Annotated in this window: 19 protein-coding genes; 17 read left to right on the top strand and 2 right to left on the bottom strand. The window is 41.5% G+C overall.

Translation table 11 applies throughout. The features are described from left to right. The first annotated feature begins 8 nt into the window (after nucleotides 1-8). The 12 genes from MHI16_RS10050 to MHI16_RS09995 all read left to right on the top strand — a co-directional run bounded on the left by MHI16_RS10050 (nucleotide 9) and on the right by MHI16_RS09995 (nucleotide 10,816). On the top strand, nucleotides 9-1,691 hold the full coding sequence (locus MHI16_RS10050; RefSeq protein ID WP_058014860.1) for a formate--tetrahydrofolate ligase: 1,683 nt from the start codon (nucleotides 9-11) through the stop codon (nucleotides 1,689-1,691). Nucleotides 1,692-1,765: 74 nt separating this feature from the next. After that, on the top strand, nucleotides 1,766-2,248 hold the full coding sequence (locus MHI16_RS10045; protein WP_058014861.1) for a glutathione peroxidase: 483 nt from the start codon (nucleotides 1,766-1,768) through the stop codon (nucleotides 2,246-2,248). 13 nt (nucleotides 2,249-2,261) lie between these two features. Then, a complete protein-coding gene (locus tag MHI16_RS10040; RefSeq protein ID WP_058014862.1) occupies nucleotides 2,262-2,903 on the top strand; it encodes an HD domain-containing protein in 642 nt (213 codons plus the stop codon). After that, a complete protein-coding gene (locus tag MHI16_RS10035; protein WP_058014863.1) occupies nucleotides 2,904-4,040 on the top strand; it encodes a conserved virulence factor C family protein in 1,137 nt (378 codons plus the stop codon). It begins immediately after the preceding gene. 307 nt (nucleotides 4,041-4,347) lie between these two features. Further along, complete coding sequence (ilvD, locus tag MHI16_RS10030) at nucleotides 4,348-6,024, top strand: dihydroxy-acid dehydratase (RefSeq protein WP_012010311.1); 1,677 nt, start codon at nucleotides 4,348-4,350, stop codon at nucleotides 6,022-6,024. An 81-nt stretch (nucleotides 6,025-6,105) separates the two neighbouring features. Then, nucleotides 6,106-6,540, top strand: coding sequence for a BrxA/BrxB family bacilliredoxin (locus tag MHI16_RS10025; RefSeq protein ID WP_003215999.1), 435 nt, complete (start codon nucleotides 6,106-6,108; stop codon nucleotides 6,538-6,540). Between the two features lie 66 nt (nucleotides 6,541-6,606). Continuing rightward, the gene (locus MHI16_RS10020) at nucleotides 6,607-7,395 is read left to right on the top strand and encodes a class I SAM-dependent methyltransferase (RefSeq protein WP_144462847.1); all 789 of its coding nucleotides are present in this window, start codon (nucleotides 6,607-6,609) and stop codon (nucleotides 7,393-7,395) included. 234 nt (nucleotides 7,396-7,629) lie between these two features. Continuing rightward, nucleotides 7,630-8,247 (top strand): YpjP family protein, encoded by a 618-nt coding sequence (locus MHI16_RS10015; RefSeq protein WP_342497951.1) that lies wholly within the window; start codon nucleotides 7,630-7,632, stop codon nucleotides 8,245-8,247. Nucleotides 8,248-8,265: 18 nt separating this feature from the next. Further along, nucleotides 8,266-8,793, top strand: a complete 528-nt coding sequence (locus MHI16_RS10010; protein WP_058014866.1) for a phosphatidylglycerophosphatase A — start codon at nucleotides 8,266-8,268, stop codon at nucleotides 8,791-8,793. Nucleotides 8,794-8,896: 103 nt separating this feature from the next. Then, the gene (locus MHI16_RS10005) at nucleotides 8,897-9,691 is read left to right on the top strand and encodes a thymidylate synthase (RefSeq protein ID WP_088001643.1); all 795 of its coding nucleotides are present in this window, start codon (nucleotides 8,897-8,899) and stop codon (nucleotides 9,689-9,691) included. Next, a complete protein-coding gene (folA, locus tag MHI16_RS10000; RefSeq protein ID WP_058014868.1) occupies nucleotides 9,688-10,173 on the top strand; it encodes a type 3 dihydrofolate reductase in 486 nt (161 codons plus the stop codon). The genes MHI16_RS10005 and folA overlap by 4 nt, the downstream gene beginning before the upstream one ends. Before the next feature lie 19 nt (nucleotides 10,174-10,192). Then, entirely contained in the window at nucleotides 10,193-10,816 is a 624-nt protein-coding gene (locus tag MHI16_RS09995; protein ID WP_058014869.1) for a hypothetical protein, read from the top strand. A 35-nt stretch (nucleotides 10,817-10,851) separates the two neighbouring features. Here the strand turns inward: MHI16_RS09995 and MHI16_RS09990 are convergent, their stop codons facing one another. Then, on the bottom strand, nucleotides 10,852-11,490 hold the full coding sequence (locus MHI16_RS09990) for a hemolysin III family protein (RefSeq protein ID WP_058014870.1): 639 nt from the start codon (nucleotides 11,488-11,490) through the stop codon (nucleotides 10,852-10,854). Nucleotides 11,491-11,504: 14 nt separating this feature from the next. After that, on the bottom strand, nucleotides 11,505-12,473 hold the full coding sequence (locus MHI16_RS09985; RefSeq protein ID WP_058014871.1) for a sigma 54-interacting transcriptional regulator: 969 nt from the start codon (nucleotides 12,471-12,473) through the stop codon (nucleotides 11,505-11,507). 181 nt (nucleotides 12,474-12,654) lie between these two features. Between MHI16_RS09985 and ilvA the strand changes: the two genes are divergently transcribed. From ilvA to MHI16_RS09960, 5 genes are all read left to right on the top strand, one after another. Continuing rightward, the gene (gene ilvA, locus MHI16_RS09980) at nucleotides 12,655-13,923 is read left to right on the top strand and encodes a threonine ammonia-lyase IlvA (RefSeq protein WP_003215464.1); all 1,269 of its coding nucleotides are present in this window, start codon (nucleotides 12,655-12,657) and stop codon (nucleotides 13,921-13,923) included. Between the two features lie 36 nt (nucleotides 13,924-13,959). Next, complete coding sequence (locus MHI16_RS09975; RefSeq protein WP_058014872.1) at nucleotides 13,960-14,211, top strand: YpmP family protein; 252 nt, start codon at nucleotides 13,960-13,962, stop codon at nucleotides 14,209-14,211. 189 nt (nucleotides 14,212-14,400) lie between these two features. After that, entirely contained in the window at nucleotides 14,401-15,243 is an 843-nt protein-coding gene (locus MHI16_RS09970) for a DegV family protein (RefSeq protein ID WP_003215944.1), read from the top strand. Between the two features lie 24 nt (nucleotides 15,244-15,267). After that, nucleotides 15,268-15,858, top strand: a complete 591-nt coding sequence (locus tag MHI16_RS09965; RefSeq protein WP_003216134.1) for an SCO family protein — start codon at nucleotides 15,268-15,270, stop codon at nucleotides 15,856-15,858. Between the two features lie 69 nt (nucleotides 15,859-15,927). Then, complete coding sequence (locus MHI16_RS09960; RefSeq protein WP_342497950.1) at nucleotides 15,928-16,689, top strand: SGNH/GDSL hydrolase family protein; 762 nt, start codon at nucleotides 15,928-15,930, stop codon at nucleotides 16,687-16,689.

Genomic DNA, 16,689 nt, shown 5'->3' with positions numbered 1-16,689 from the left:
GTTTATTTATGATCACAAAGCATTTATCAGATATTGACATCGCCCAAAAGGCAAAGCTGAGACCTATTCAAGACATCGCAGCTAAGCTGCAAATACATGACGAAGAATTAGAATGCTATGGTTTCACAAAAGCGAAAATATCTTTGACTATTTTTGACCGTTTAAAAGAACAAAAAGAAGGACATGTGATTCTTGTCACATCCATCAACCCAACCCCAGCAGGTGAAGGGAAGTCCACCGTCACAGTTGGACTCGGCCAAGCCTTCGAAAAAATAGGGAAAAAAGCAATCATTGCAATGCGAGAGCCTTCATTAGGTCCTACAATGGGCATAAAAGGTGGTGCAGCAGGTGGAGGATATTCACAGGTGCTACCAATGGAAGAAATCAATCTTCATTTTACAGGAGATTTTCATGCCATTACTTCTGCACATAATGCCTTATCTGCGTTTATTGATAACCATATCCATCACGGAAATGAACTTGGCATCGACGCGCGCCGCATTGTATGGAAGCGAGTGCTTGATTTAAACGATCGTGCATTAAGACAGGTCGTTGTCGGACTTGGTGGACAGGTAAATGGGTATCCTAGAGAAGACGGGTTTGACATCACAGTTGCCTCCGAAATGATGGCCATCCTTTGTTTAGCAGAAGACTTAACCGACTTGAAAAAACGTCTTTCTTCTATTGTTGTTGCCTATAATCAAGACGGGGAGCCAGTCACTGTTGGCGCACTTGGATATGAAGGTGTTCTAACGTTACTTTTAAAAGACGCGCTCAAACCAAATCTTGTACAAACGATTGAAGGAACTCCGGCCCTCGTTCATGGCGGTCCTTTTGCCAATATTGCGCATGGATGTAATAGTTTAATTGCAACTAAAATGGCGGCGAAATTAGCTGATTATGTCGTAACAGAAGCTGGATTTGGAGCAGATCTTGGAGCAGAAAAGTTCCTGCACATTAAAACAAGAGCTGGTGATTTCAAGCCTGGTGCAGTGGTCATTGTGGCGACAGTCAGAGCATTAAAGATGCATGGCGGAATGAAGAAAACAGAACTCAAAGAAGAGAATGCACAAGCTGTATTAAAAGGTATACATAATTTAGAAAAGCATATTGAAACCGTCCAATCCTTTGGTCTTCCGTACATTGTCGCAGTTAACAGGTTTATCACTGATACAAAAGAAGAGATTCAAGCGATAGAAGATTGGTGCCACGCACATGGCCACCCAGTCAAGGCTGTGAATGTATGGGAAGAAGGAGGCGAAGGCGGCACAGCACTCGCCGAAGAGCTCGCAACACTTATTGAAAAGAAGAAGAACAGCTTTTCCTATTTGTATGAAGAGCATGATGCCATCGAAGAAAAATTATCTAAAGTTGCCAAAGTGGTTTACGGAGCAGACGGGGTCACACTCACTTCAAAAGCAAGAAAACAGCTGGCAGCCATCGAGGCAAACGGCTGGGGGCATTTACCGGTTTGTATGGCAAAAACGCAATATTCACTTTCGGATGATCCAGCTTTGATTGGGAGACCTAAGGGCTTCACCATTACGATTCGTGAGTTAAAACCATCTGTAGGAGCAGGATTTATTGTTGCTTTAACTGGAAGCATATTGACAATGCCTGGATTACCTAAAAAACCTGCTGCGCTCGAGATGGATTTATTAGAAGACGGCAGTGTGACAGGACTCTTTTAACCGGAAGCATAAAAAGCGATTTTATAAAAGAAGCATGTTACGATAGGAAAAAGTGAATCCTAGGAGGCTATGAGATGTCAATTTATGATATTCAGGTCAAGACCATTAACGGTCAAGAAAAATCAATGGCAGATTATAAAGGAAAAATACTCATTATTGTCAACACAGCAAGCAAATGTGGACTAACTCCTCAATTTAAACAACTGCAAGAGCTATATGATCAATATCATGAAAAGGGCCTTGAAATTTTAGGATTTCCATGTAACCAATTTATGAACCAAGAACCAGAAGGAGAAGAAGCCATTCAAGAATTCTGTTCTTTGAATTATGGGGTGACCTTCCCTATGTTTGCAAAAGTAGATGTCAATGGTGACAATGCGCACCCGCTTTTCAAACATTTAACAAGTCATGCAAAAGGTGTACTTGGGACGAAAACAGTGAAATGGAATTTCACAAAATTTATCGTGGATCAAAACGGAGAAGTCACTGAGCGGTTCTCTCCGAAAACATCACCAAAAGAATTAGAAAGCTCCATCATCGCTCTTTTGGACAAATAAGGTGCTTACCGTCATGCAGAAAAAACAATTGGAGGCAGCTGCCTCCTTTGTTTCAGATCGGCTGAAATATGAACCTACTGGACACGATGCGGCTCATATTGATCGTGTGCGGCAGCTTGCCCGCCAAATTGCTAATCAGGAAGGCGGCTCTCTGTTTGTGATTGAAATGGCAGCGATTGTTCATGATGTCATTGATGAAAAGCTGCCGGGTGAATGGCAGCTTTCACCAAAGCGGCTTGAGCTTCAGCTCCTTTCTTGGGAAGTTCATACGCGGGATATTCGTTATATCATGGACATCATTACAACGATGTCTTTTCGACATCGACATAAGCAGAATAGACCAATAACGTTAGAAGGGGCTATTGTTCAAGATGCAGATCGTCTCGATGCGATAGGAGCAACCGGTATTGCGAGGGTGTTTACGTATGCAGGCGCAAAAGGGGAACCCCACTATTCAAAGGGCAGGCAGCAGGGCTCCGTGCTAAAACATATGGAAGAAAAACTGCTCAAATTAAAAGACTTCATGAACACTCGTACAGGAAAGCTGCTTGCTGAGGAGCGGCACGATTTGATGAGCCTATTTATCAAGACATGGAAAGAAGAATGCGGCCTTACAGATGAGTTGGGTCTTTATGTGTGTAAGGAGGATGTATAGATGAAAATAACAGCGATAGAACCGACGCCAAGTCCAAATACGATGAAGGTCATTTTGACAGAAGCACTTGCCGGCGGTAAAAGCAACAATTACAAAAAGGATCAAAAAGACGAAGCGCCAGAGATGATCAAGCGCATTTTGAACATTGAAGGTGTAAAAGGTGTTTATCATGTCGCAGATTTCTTAGCTGTTGAGCGTAATGCAAAGTATGACTGGCAGGGCATTTTGCAGCAGGTCAGAGAAGCCTTTGGTCAAGAATCAGAAGGCCTTCAGGAAGGAGTGCAGTCTGGTGGTGACACATTTGGCGAAGTCAAAGTGTTTGTCCAAATGTTTAATGGGATTCCGATGCAAGTCAAATTAACAGACGGTGAAAGAGAAGAGCGGTTCGGCATGCCTGAACGCTTCCAAGCAGCTATTTTAAAGCTCAGAAGCAGTTCAGACAATGTCGTATTTGAACGTGTGTGGAAAGAACATGGCGTTCGTTTTGGTGACTTTGCAGATATCGGTCAGGAAGTCACAGAAGAGCTGCAAGCAGCCTATGATGATGAGCGTTTAGCACGCTTAACAGAGGCAGTCAAAGAAGGTCAAGAAGCTGTAGATCGACAAGTGAACCGAAAGGCATATGATGTAACAGAAGATATGCTGCACGAGGAAGATTGGAAAAAGCGTTTTGCCCATCTAGAGCAAATGCAGCCAGAGCAAAAGGATATACCTGTTTTAATGAAAGCAATGGAAGACCCAAAAACATCCATTCGCAGACAAGCCGTTGTGAATGCTGGAATGATTGAAGATCCTGCTATTCTGCCTATTTTATATAAAGGGCTTAAAGATAAAACAGTGACGGTCCGCAGAACCGCTGGAGACTGCATTTCAGACCTTGGTGACCCGAACGCTATAGAAGCAATGATCGAAGCATTAAAGGATCCAAGTAAGCTTGTCCGCTGGCGTGCAGCGATGTTTCTTTATGAAGAAGGTGACGAAACAGCACTTGACGCATTAAAAGAAGCTGAGCAAGACCCTGAATTTGAAGTCAGCCTTCAAGTGAAAATGGCGATTGAGCGCATTGAGCACGGAGAAGCAGCGAAAGGTTCAGTATGGAAGCAAATGACAGAAAGTAGAAAAAATGCATCAGAATGATGAGACATTTGAACAAGCTGCCAATGATAGGCAGCTTGTTTTTCTTAAAGTCATAGACAGAAAAATTTTTTTAGAAAAATTATTTTGAATATTGTTGAAATATACGAAAAAACTCTATATAGTAGTACCAATATAGAATATTGGAGGTCAGATTTTATGACACGAACCTTGCTGAGCGCTAGCTTCAGCAGCCATGTTGGTCATCAGTCATTCATCGGTGGCTAAATAAACAGAAAATTTGTAAAATAAAATCAACTCAAAATCATACAGTCAACAAGACTTGTAGTATAGGAGGCTTTTTAAACAGATGGCAGAACTACGTAGTAATATGATTAAACAAGGAATTGACAGAGCACCTCACCGAAGCTTACTAAGAGCAGCGGGGGTAAAGGATGAGGACTTCGGCAAGCCATTTATTGCTGTATGTAATTCCTATATTGATATTGTCCCAGGACATGTCCATCTTCAGGAATTCGGAAAGATTGTGAAAGAAGCCATTCGTGAAGCTGGCGGAGTCCCATTTGAATTCAATACAATTGGGGTCGACGATGGAATTGCGATGGGGCATATCGGGATGAGATATTCATTACCAAGCCGTGAAATCATCGCTGACTCTGTCGAAACCGTTGTATCTGCTCACTGGTTTGATGGCATGGTTTGTATTCCTAACTGCGATAAAATTACACCAGGGATGATGATGGCAGCGATGCGTGTCAATATTCCAACGGTCTTTGTCAGCGGTGGACCGATGGAAGCGGGTAGAACAAGTGATGGCAGAAAAATTTCTCTTTCTTCTGTATTTGAAGGCGTTGGTGCATACCAGTCAGGTAAAATTAACGAAGAGGAATTAAATGAATTAGAACAGTTTGGCTGTCCGACCTGCGGATCTTGTTCAGGAATGTTTACAGCAAACTCAATGAACTGTTTAGCAGAGGCGCTTGGAATTGCTCTTCCTGGGAATGGCACAATTTTGGCGACATCACCAGAGCGAAGAGAATTTGCGAAAAAGTCAGCAAAACAACTAATGGAGCTCATTAAAAAGGATATTAAACCACGTGATATTGTAACTGAAAAAGCAATTGATAACGCATTTGCATTAGATATGGCACTTGGTGGGTCAACGAATACAGTTCTTCACACACTGGCGATTGCAAATGAAGCAGGTGTTGAATATTCACTTGAACGTATCAATGAAGTAGCAGAGCGTGTGCCTCATTTATCAAAACTTGCGCCAGCATCGGATGTTTATATTGAGGATTTACATGAAGCCGGCGGCGTCACAGCTGCGCTAAATGAATTGTCCAAAAAAGAAGGCGCACTTCATTTAGATACAATGACCGTCACCGCGAAAACGCTTGGTGAGAACATTGCAGGTCATGAGGTTAAGGACTATAACGTCATTTATCCAATCGACAAACCATTTACTGAAAAGGGCGGCTTAGCCGTTTTATTTGGAAACCTTGCGCCAGATGGAGCCATTATTAAAACGGGCGGGGTACAAGATGGGATCACACGTCACGAAGGGCCTGCGATCGTATTTGAATCCCAAGAAGAAGCTCTTGAAGGCATCATTAATAGAAAAGTAGAAGCAGGACATGTTGTTATCATTCGCTATGAAGGGCCTAAAGGCGGACCTGGTATGCCAGAAATGCTTGCTCCTACTTCGCAAATTGTCGGGATGGGACTTGGACCAAAGGTTGCTTTAATTACGGACGGACGTTTTTCCGGCGCTTCACGCGGCTTGTCTATCGGACACGTCTCTCCTGAAGCAGCTGAGGGCGGCCCGCTTGCCTTTGTTGAAAATGGTGACCATGTCGTCGTCGATATTGAACAGCGCATTTTAAGCGTCGATGTTCCAGAAGAAGAATGGGAAAAACGAAAAGCGAACTGGAAAGGCTTTGAACCAAAAGTGAAAACTGGCTATCTTGCTAGATATTCAAAACTTGTGACATCAGCCAATACAGGCGGAATCATGAAAATTTAATCTGAAATAGAACATTTGAAAATTGGCTCTCTCTATAGTATCCTTTATTCACAACATAAGGATTTTAGAGGGGGCTTTTTTATGTCAATGGCATATGAAGAATATATGCGCCAGCTCGTTGTGCCAATGCGCCAAGAGCTGACAAGTGCAGGATTTCAAGAACTGACGACGGAAGAAGAAGTAGAACAAACCATGCAAGAGGCTGAAGGAACAACATTTGTTGTTGTTAATTCTGTATGCGGCTGTGCTGCAGGATTAGCGCGCCCAGCAGCGACTCAAGCTGTAATGAAGGCAGAAAAAGCGCCAGACAAAATCGTCACAGTATTTGCTGGGCAGGACCGGGAAGCCACGGCAAAAATGAGAGAATATTTCACAGGTGAAGAGCCATCATCTCCTTCTATGGCCCTTTTAAAAGGAAATGAACTCGTTCATTTTATCCCGCGTGACGAAATTGAAGGTCATGAAATGGAAGATATCATGAAAAATGTCTTAACTGCATTCGAAAAACATTGCTAATACACGTGTTGAAATGCCCTGTAACTAGATCAGGGCATTTTTTCTTGATCATGATGGAGGAACGATATGCTCATTACAACAAGCTTTAGAGCAAATGAACAAACGATTGAAACAGCGAAGGGTCTTGCAGAGGATTTACATGGTGAGTATGTAGAAAGACGCAAACAATCCGTCAAGCAGCTTGCGGTGAAACGAGGAGATGTCCTTGTTGTCGGGAAAGAAAGATTTGAATGGTATCAGCCAAATGGTGAAAAGTTCTTCTTTCATCCAAGCTCAGCGATGTTCAGGGTGAAGCGGCTCTTGCGCGGAGAAAAGGATCCTTTAATTGAAGCAGCACAGCTAAAGCCGGGCGATTCCTTTTTAGATTGCACACTTGGCTTAGGGTCTGATGCGATTACTGCAAGCTGTGCGATAGGCAGGAAGGGAAGGGTCGTCGGTATTGAAAAGAATCCCATTACGGCATTACTAGTGCGAGAAGGACTGAATACATGGGAGACGGGAATAGAGGAAGCTGATGAAGCGATGAAACGGATTTCTGTTATCAGTGGAGACAGTATCGAGCAGCTAAAGAAGTATCCTGACTGTTCATTTGATATCGTCTATTTTGACCCCATGTTTGAGGAAACGATTCAAGAATCTACAAGTATAGCGCCGCTGCGTCATGCGGCAGAGCACGACTTTGATCACGAATCAGCCGTGCAAGAAGCATTAAGGGTGGCAAGAAAAAGAGTGGTGTTAAAAGATCATTGGAAAAGCACACGATTTATAGCAGACTCTTACCAATTTCATGTCATCAAACGAAAAACAGCCCAATTTCATTATGGGTATATCGAGAAAGAAAAAAGCCCTCACTAAGGGCTTTTAATCCGTAATTTCCATATAGACAAAATAAAACAGTGTCAGCAAGGAAGCTGTGATGAAAAAGCCTTCAAGCATACCCATTCCTCCCAAATTTTAGTTGCCTGTACTGTTATTGTAAACGTTTTATTATGAAAAAGAAAGTCTCAAATCAGTGACCAAATTGAATGACTGAAAATTCATTATATGCTAGAATAGCAGTATGATAACTTATGGAAGGAATTAGATATCATGAAGATGTGGATGAGAAAAACGCTTGTTGCGCTCTTTACAATTGCAACTTTTGGTTTGGTTTCTCCTCCGTCGGCTTTGATGACAGACAAGCCATCTGAACTTTCTTCACCTGATAAAACGCCTTATACAGCGGTTTATGATACATCAGATGAATTGCGCAGCTGGGAACGATCGCAAGAGGCAAGCGAAGAGCAGGTAGACCCCTTTGAGAAATATAAGGAAGAGGTTCTATCAAGTGCAGAAAATCAATCCTTTCTCAAATTCGGCCGTAAAATCACACCTGTCATTGAAGACGAGTACAGAGAAGAGATTCAACCGAAAATTGAACAAGTGTTAACCGATGTTTTAACAAATTTCAAAGATGACGAAAAATTTCAAGATGTTGTGTTAACTGATCAGCCTTCAAGCGGAAATGGCGAAAAAATCTTTCACATCTACAATCGGAAGACTGGAGAAGATTTGCTCCGTTTTCATGTGAGAAGAGATCAGCCGCCACACAGCGGATATTGGTTTAACTTTCACTACCATACAGCAGAAGATGGATTCCAGACGCATCATGAACTCGGTAATATTTACTGGGACAAAAACACCCCGCCGAGCTGGATGAGCCACTAGAAGGAGATGTCATGCCAATTGAAAAAATATACAATGAACGAAATGGTGCAGATTACAAAACAAATGTTAAACGAACGTGGAGTGAAAATTGAAGATATTGCACACATTGTGCTAAAGCTTCAAGAAAAATACCATCCAAACCTTCCACTTAGTGTCTGTATTGAAAATGTTGAGAAAGTGTTGAATAAAAGGGAAATTGTCCATGCAGTTTTAACAGGACTTGCCCTTGACCAGCTGGCTGAACAAAAGCTATTGCCAGAACCTTTGCAGCACTTAGTTGAAACAGATGAGCCGCTATATGGAATTGATGAGATTATTCCGCTTTCCATTGTCAATGTATATGGATCAATCGGTTTGACGAACTTCGGTTATTTAGATAAAGAGAAGTTTGGCATTATTAGGGAATTAGATGAAGGTCGCCCAGGTGAAGTACATACTTTCCTTGATGACCTTGTCGCCGCGCTAGCTGCAGCAGCAGCTAGTCGTATTGCTCACTCACACCAAGATATTAAGGATGAAGAGCAGGATCGAGTGAATCAAGTATAAAAAGAAAAACATGTCTGCTCCTCATGCAGGCATGTTTTTTTGGTTTAAACAAAAGCAGAAATAAGGTAAACTACAACAAGAACATAAATAAAGGATGAAAAAAATGAAACAATACAAAGAGTTATGCCGTCATGTATTACAGCACGGGGATGAAAAAGGTGACAGAACGGGAACAGGCACAATCAGCACGTTCGGTTACCAGATGAGATTTGATTTGCAGGAAGGATTTCCACTGTTAACAACAAAGAAATTGCACCTGAAATCAATTATTCATGAGTTACTGTGGTTTTTAAAAGGTGATACAAATGTCAAATACCTTCAGGAAAATGGTGTCCGTATTTGGAACGAATGGGCAGATGAAAATGGCGAACTGGGCCGTGTGTACGGGGCACAGTGGCGATCTTGGGCTAGTGGGGATGGTGAGACTGTGGATCAGATCACAAAGCTGATCCATGATATCGAGCATAATCCGAATTCAAGAAGACTGATCGTCAGCGCTTGGAACCCGGGTGAAATTGATCAAATGGCGCTGCCACCATGCCATTGTCTGTTTCAATTTTACGTATCAAATGGGAAGCTTTCCTGCCAGCTCTATCAAAGATCGGCAGATATCTTTTTAGGCGTCCCATTTAATATTGCTTCATATGCTCTTCTTACGATGATGATTGCCAAAGTCACAAATCTTGAGCCAGGAGAGTTTGTTCATACGCTAGGAGATGCACATATTTATCAGAATCATCTTCCGCAGGTGAACATGCAGCTAGAGCGCGAGGAACGCACGCTTCCGCAGCTTCGCATCACAAGAGATGTGAAGAGCATTTTCGATTTCACGTTCGATGATTTTGTACTTGAGAACTATGATCCACATCCGCATATCAAAGGAGAAGTCAGTGTATGATTTCAATGATTGTGGCGACAGGAAAAGACAGAGTCATTGGTCAAGATAATCAAATGCCCTGGCATTTACCAGCTGATTTAGCGTATTTTAAGAAGGTCACAGGCGGCCATACGATTGTCATGGGCAGAAAAACGTTTGAATCCATTGGACGAGCGCTGCCTAACCGCCGTAATATCGTGCTCACAACAAGTTCTTCTTTTGAAGCAGAAGGATGTGAGGTTGTCCATTCCATTGCTGATATTTTGGCAATTGGAAAAAGCGAGACAGAGTTATTTATCATCGGCGGGTCTAAGCTGTATGAAGAAATGATGCCATATGCGGATCGTCTATATATTACGCATATTCATCATGCGTTTGAAGGAGACCGCTACTTTCCTGATTACGATGAAAACGAATGGACGGTTGTATCACGCGAAAAAGGCCATCGTGACGAAAAGAACCCCTACAATTATGAATTTGTCGTTTATGACAAAAAAGGATAAATGAGTAGGAGGAGTACGGTTGTTTCGTTATTGGTTTTTAACGATTTATGTTGTTGTATCCCTTTTTAAAAGTATGAGGCATTTGCATGCCCATGAATTAACTGATCCGCGCATTTCCTATACGAAACGAATGCATCTCATTCATGAGCATGCAAAAAGGTTTGCCAGGGGCTGTATTGATCAGTCAGGATCAGTCATGACCATTCACCAGCAAAAGAAGCTGCCGGATGGACCCGTTATTTATATCACACAGGCACTGAATCCAGCCACAACGGCATTATTGATTGGTCACCTTGAGAAACCATTTGCTTTCATGGCAAAGCCGAATCTTTTTCGATATCCTATTTTAAAACAATGGCTGAAGAAGATGGCGATTATTCATCAGAATCAATCTGATGATGCCTTATTAGAAGAAGCAAAGGAAAAAATCTTATCTGGGCAGAGTGTATTGCTTTCAGAAGCACAGCGTCACATAGCAGAGGCACTTGCTGAAGATTGTGATTGTCCGCTTGTACCGATTGAAACAAGTGGAACGGATCGTCTATTAACTGGGAAAGTCGTGAAAAGACTGCACCCTGTGAATGTTGATATTCATATTAAAGCACCTGTCATGATGAGCGATTACGCCCAAAAGCGCGCATAGAAAAACCAGCATCCACTTTCGGATGCTGGTTTTTTTCATGCAGCAGGAATGTTCACACAGTAGAAAAGAATACAGAAGAACATGGATGCACTGCCGCCTAGAACAAAGCTGTGCCAAATCGCATGATGATAGGGGATCTTCCGCCAAATATAAAAGATGGTTCCGGCTGAATACAATAGACCGCCTAACAGTAAGAGGCCAAACCCTGGGCCTGTTAACCCAATGTAAAGTGGTTTGATGGCAATGATAATCATCCAGCCCATTAATAAATAAACAAGGGTGGACACAATGATAAACCGTTTGACGAAAAAGATTTTAAAGACAATTCCGCCAGCAGCAAGAGCCCATACAATCGCAAGAAGCGTATAGCCGAGTGCGCCTTTTAATGGTCCTAGTAAAAAGGGCGTGTAGGTACCAGCAATCAATACATAAATAGCCGAGTGATCGAGGATTTCAAATACATCTTTTGTTTTTTTGTGCCGAATGCTATGAAGCAAGGTCGAGCTTAAATAGAGCAGCAGCATAGATGCGCCAAATATTGAAAAGCTTACGATCTCTGTGACAGTGCCGTATTGAACAGCGAATAACACAAGAAAAACAATGGCTGGTATGGATAAAATAACGCCTATGCCATGTGTAATGGCGTTTGCAATTTCTTCTTTTACAGTAAACAATGGATGTCCTCCTTTTATTGAACCGGTATATAACCATCAAGTGACTTCAGGAATGAAAGACCTTCAAGAGTAATCTTCGTGCCGGCCCTGCCCTTTCCTTTCGTCACGTATGCTTTTTTCTCAAGGTCATCTAATCGGCTTCTTACCTGCTGAGGGGTCAGCGGGATGTCGCCTTGCTTGCTTAATTCAGACAAGATGCGTCTGCTGGCTGCTTCACCTTTCTCATTGAGAGATTTAATGGCTTCCAGTAGGAAAACAAACTCTTGTTTTTCCATTAAAGTGAGCTGATGTTCTTCTTTTTTTCCTTTTACCTCCGGCGAAAGAGGGGTTAATACAAAAGGCGGCAGGTGATGTAAAAATACCGTTTGCCCTTCGAGAATGACTGCAGCATAATGAACGATATTTTTGAGTTCCTGTACGTTTCCTTCAAACGGATACTCCTGCAAGGTTTCCCAAACACTTGGATCAATATCAGGTGCCATGCTCAGCTCCTGAAAGAAAGCAGTTGTTAACACAGGAATATCTGTTTTTCGATCTGCTAATGACGGTAAAGGTAAATGGAAAACGTTTAAGCGATAAAACAGCTCAGGTAAAAAGGTAGATGAAACCCTCAATGCCTCTATTGATAAAGACGAAGTGGCAATGATTTTTGTTGCAGGAGAGATTTCTAGAAAACGAATGACCTGATGCTGCATAGGAATACTTAATGCGGCAATTTCGTCTAAATAAAGAATTTGACGTTTTTTTTCAGTGAAGGCTTTCTGCAAGGTATCTTCATCTAGGATGGGACAATATAGATGTGTCAGTGAAGCGTTTGGAGCCGATGCATGAGCAATTTCATGGGCAAATCGTGTTTTACCTGTGCCAATTTCTCCTGTGATCAAGACCGGCTGCTCGTGTTTTGTGAATTGCTTTGCCAGGTGAATGGCACGCTTCATTTCTTGGTGCTCTCCATATATAGACGTAAATGAATGTGTGGTCATCGGGTGATTCCTTTCTTTGTGGTTCTAATTGGTTCAATTGTAACACCCAATAAAACCAAATGTACAGAGAAACGAAAAAGTTTATGAAATTTATGCTTGATCTATGATCTATTGGTTTATTTTTTGAATATTCATGTTATAATGACAAATTAAATAAGGTTAAAGAGAAAGGATCTTGTACATGAAACCGTTGCTCAAAGAAAACACGCTAATTCAAGTGAAAGACATTTTAAAGGCCCATCAAAATTTGAAGGATGTAGTCATTCATACACCTCTTCAAAAAAATGAGCGACTTTCTGAACGATATGAATGTAATGTCTACTTAAAAAGAGAGGATCTTCAAGTAGTTCGTTCCTTTAAATTAAGAGGCGCTTTTAATAAAATGAGCCAGCTTCCAAAAGATAAACTAAAAAACGGCATTGTTTGTGCAAGTGCAGGAAATCATGCACAAGGTGTTGCCTATTCTTGTAAATATCTAGGTATCCACGGAAAAATCTTTATGCCTGCTACGACACCAAGGCAAAAAGTATCTCAAGTAGAGCTTTTCGGAAAAGAATATGTTGAAATTATCTTAACCGGAGATACGTTTGATGATTCATATCATGAAGCAGTGAAATGCGGAGATGAAGAAAAGCGCGAGTTTATCCATCCGTTTGATGATTTGGATGTGATGGCAGGACAAGGAACGACTGCTGTAGAAATATTAAATGATATCGAAGTGGAGCCTCACTTTTTATTTGCAAGTGTTGGAGGTGGAGGTCTGTTATCTGGTGTTGGTACATATATCAAAAATATCGCCCCAGAAACCGAAATCATTGCCGTCGAACCGCTTGGCGCAGCTTCACTCCATGCTTCCCATGAAAAGGGTAAGGTTGTGACACTTGATTCCATTGATAAGTTTGTAGACGGAGCAGCGGTTCAGCGGATTGGCGAAAAGACGTTTACATCGCTACAATCTGTTGTCGATAAAATTAGTCTTGTACCTGAAGGGAAAGTATGTACAACCATTTTAGAGCTTTATAATCAATGTGCGATTGTAGCAGAGCCGGCAGGTGCACTTCCGATCGCAGCGCTGGATGCCCATCGCGAGGAGATTAAAGGGAAAAATGTTGTCTGTATTGTCAGTGGAGGAAATAATGACATTGGCAGAATGCAGGAAATCAAAGAACGGTCGATGATCTATGAAGGGCTACAACATTATTTCATTGTCAATTTTCCGCAAAGAGCAGGTGCGCTTCGGGAGTTTTTAGATGAAGTATTAGGGCCAAATGATGATATCTCCCGCTTTGAATATACGAAAAAGAATAACCGAAGCAAAGGACCGGCGCTTGTTGGCATCGAATTGAAAGAAAGAGATGACTATGCGGCGCTCATTGAACGGATGAATAAAAAAGGATTCCATTATGTTGAAGTGAATAAAGATCAAGATTTATTCCACCTATTTATTTAGGCGTAACAGAACATTGGAAAAGAGGATTGATCGTTTGTGCTGCTCAAAACAATATGTTTTAGACGGATGGATGGAGCTCAGATCAAGGTAACAGAAGTTCCTGTACTAAAGGGAGATGAGCCGTATCGTTTCATGCTCACCTTTAGACTTGAAGCTTTCTTGAAAAAAGTCTATGTATCTAAAGGAAAGAGAGCTGTGTACTCTTTCAGAGAGGATGTGAAACGTAACGTCAAGTGGAGCACATATGAGCAGATCTATCAGAAGCCTACACTGAAACACAATGCGTAAAAAAGGAATCTTTGTCAAAGGGAGTGAGCGGCTGTTTTAAAATGGCTGTTGCTCAGATTTGGCAAGGATTTTTTTCATGCAAACAAGCAAATGTGACAATTTCAAAAACGTTCTGACAGTTGTTTTCAAGTACGCACGAAATAAGGTAATATCATAAGTAAAGACTAAGACAGCAAGGATGAGACGATAGTGAAACAAATTAAAATTGTAACAGATTCTACTGTGGATCTTCCGCAAGAAAAAATCAATGATCTTTCAATTCACGTGATTCCGCTCAATATCTCCATTTCTGGGGTTGATTATATTGACCGAGTGAATATACAGCCAGATGAATTTATCGAAAAAATGGAGGCCGCTGAAGAATTGCCGAAAACGTCTCAACCTGCGATCGGTCAATTCGTCGAATTATATGAAAGGCTGACGGCAGATGGAAGCGAAGTCATTAGTATCCATTTAACGGGTGGGATGAGTGGTACGGTTCAAACTGCTGAAAGCGCTTCGAAAATGGTAGACGGAAACATCACGGTGATTGATTCAAACTTTATTTCATATGGATTAGGGTTTCAAGTCACCAAAGCAGCCGAACTTGCACAAAATGGTGCAAGCCGTGAAGATATTATCAAAGAAATGGATAAAATCCGTCTTGGAACAAAGCTATTTGTCACAATCGATACATTAGAAAATCTCGTGAAAGGTGGAAGAATTGGAAGAGGGAAGGCGCTGATCGGCTCACTTCTTCACATCAAACCAATTGCCAGCTTAACAGACGGGGTATACACGCCAGAAGCGAATGTGAGAAGCTATTCTGCTCTTGTCCGCTATTTAACCAAACAGTATGTACAGGCGGTGAAAGGAAAAACAGTTCAAGCCATTGGGATAGCGCATGCAGATGCATTAGAACTCGCTGAAAAGCTCAAATCAGCGCTGCTTGACCATACACCTGAAGCACCTGTTGACATCGCCTACACAACACCGATTATTTCGTGTCACACTGGAAAAGGTGCAATAGGCTTTACTTTTTATACCGATTGACTTCGAAAAGGGGATGGACGTACCATGCTTAAAAAAAGGGGAGCCTCACTTGGTGCGCTTATGATCATAAGCGTGCTTCTTTTAGTCTCATGTTCAAATGGACAAATCAAAGATGCGTTAAATTATCAAATACAGCCGTTTGAATATGAAAATCAGGATGGACAAAAGGTGTCATTGGATGATTTGAAGGGGAAAGTATGGGTGGCAGATTTTATTTTCACAAGCTGTGAAACGATCTGTCCGCCGATGACTGCACATATGACAGAGCTGCAAAAACGGTTAAAAGAAGAAAAATTGGATGCGCATATCATTTCCTTTAGCGTGGACCCGGAGGTAGATTCACCGAAAAAGCTAAAAGAATTTGCAAAAGCATATCCTTTATCCTTTAAAAATTGGGATTTCCTCACTGGTTACTCGCAGTCAGCAATTGAAAAATTCGCAATGAAAAGCTTTAAAACCATTGTGAAGAAACCTGAAGATGAAGACCAAGTGATCCATCAGTCATTGTTTTTCCTAGTTGATCAAGAAGGAAAAGTGATGAAAAATTATGATGGTGTACAAAACACGCCATATGATGACATCATCAAGGACATCAAAACGCTGATCCGTAGCTAGCATAAAGATGTTCAAATGAGCAAAAACATGATACACTTTTTTAATCAGAAAAAGGAGGGACATCATCGTTTGAAGGCTCGTTTGATTTTGATTGTGATGTCTCTAGCTTTTGTTCTTTATGCATGTTCCGCGCAAGAGGCTGGCATAAAGGATAAACTAGAAGACACACAAGACGTAAAAGAACATATTACCATCGCAGCGGTTGGAGATTCCTTAACAGAAGGAATCGGAGATCAACAAAAAAAAGGATATGCAGGCATGACCCGTGACAAGTTAGAAGCAGTGGACGGCGTGCAATCTGTCACATTAAAAAACTATGCCATTAAAGGCAGTAGAACGGTAGATTTATTAAAAAGATTAAAAGAAAAAAAGGTGCAAGACGGTCTGAAAGATGCTGACTATATTTTCTTTACGATCGGCGGCAATGACTTAATGCATGTCGTTCGTCAAAATGTACTCAATTTGACGTTTGCTCCTTTTCAAAAAGAGCAGGGGCCTTTTGAGGAGCGCTTTAAAACCATTCTTGCTCAACTGAGAGAACATAATGACCATGCGAAGATCATGTATGTAAGCATGTATAATCCCTTTAAATTTAGTCTCACTGAGCTGAAAGACATTGATGAAGTCGTCAAAGACTGGAATGCCGTCGCCAAAAAAGAACTAAAAAAAGATGGCAACGCTGATATGATCAATGTAGCAGATTTATTTGAGGATGATTCTGATGAAAAATTACTGGCAGATGATGATTTCCACCCAAACCAAAAGGGGTACTCTCTTATGGCAAATCGTTTATTCTCCAAAGTGAAAAAAGAAGGACTGCCGAAGGAATAG

Origin of the sequence: Bacillus sp. FSL K6-0923, assembly GCF_038630825.1 — a bacterium.
In the GTDB taxonomy this organism is placed as follows: domain Bacteria; phylum Bacillota; class Bacilli; order Bacillales; family Bacillaceae; genus Bacillus; species Bacillus pumilus.
Note: the sequence above shows the minus strand (reverse complement) of the source record. Positions and strands in the feature narration are given on the sequence as shown.